The organism is Methylobacterium mesophilicum, from assembly GCF_022179445.1.
In the GTDB taxonomy this organism is placed as follows: Bacteria; Pseudomonadota; Alphaproteobacteria; order Rhizobiales; family Beijerinckiaceae; genus Methylobacterium; species Methylobacterium mesophilicum.
Window position 1 is genome coordinate 1 of the sequence record NZ_BPQU01000133.1, and the last position, 261, is coordinate 261.

1 protein-coding gene is annotated in these 261 nt (G+C 49.0%); it reads left to right on the plus strand.

From position 1 onward, the window contains the following. On the plus strand, positions 1-246 hold a 246-nt coding region (gene rdgC / locus MFF40_RS28515), incomplete at its 5' end, for a recombination-associated protein RdgC (RefSeq protein WP_238263184.1). Between the last annotated feature and the right edge of the window lie 15 nt (positions 247-261).

Consider the following 261-nt stretch of genomic DNA (forward strand, 5'->3'; position numbering starts at 1 on the left):
ATTGAAGCCGGAAAAGTGGTGACTAAACTGGCGCTCGACTGGCAGCAGCGCATTCAGTTTGTGATGTGCGACGATGGTTCGCTCAAGCGTCTGGAGTTCTGCGACGAGCTGCGCGATCAAAACGAAGATATCGACCGTGAAGATTTCGCCCAGCGTTTTGATGCCGATTTCATCCTGATGACTGGTGAACTGGCAGCGTTAATTCAAAACCTGATTGAAGGATTAGGTGGCGAAGCACAACGTTAATTGCTGATTTTCCTT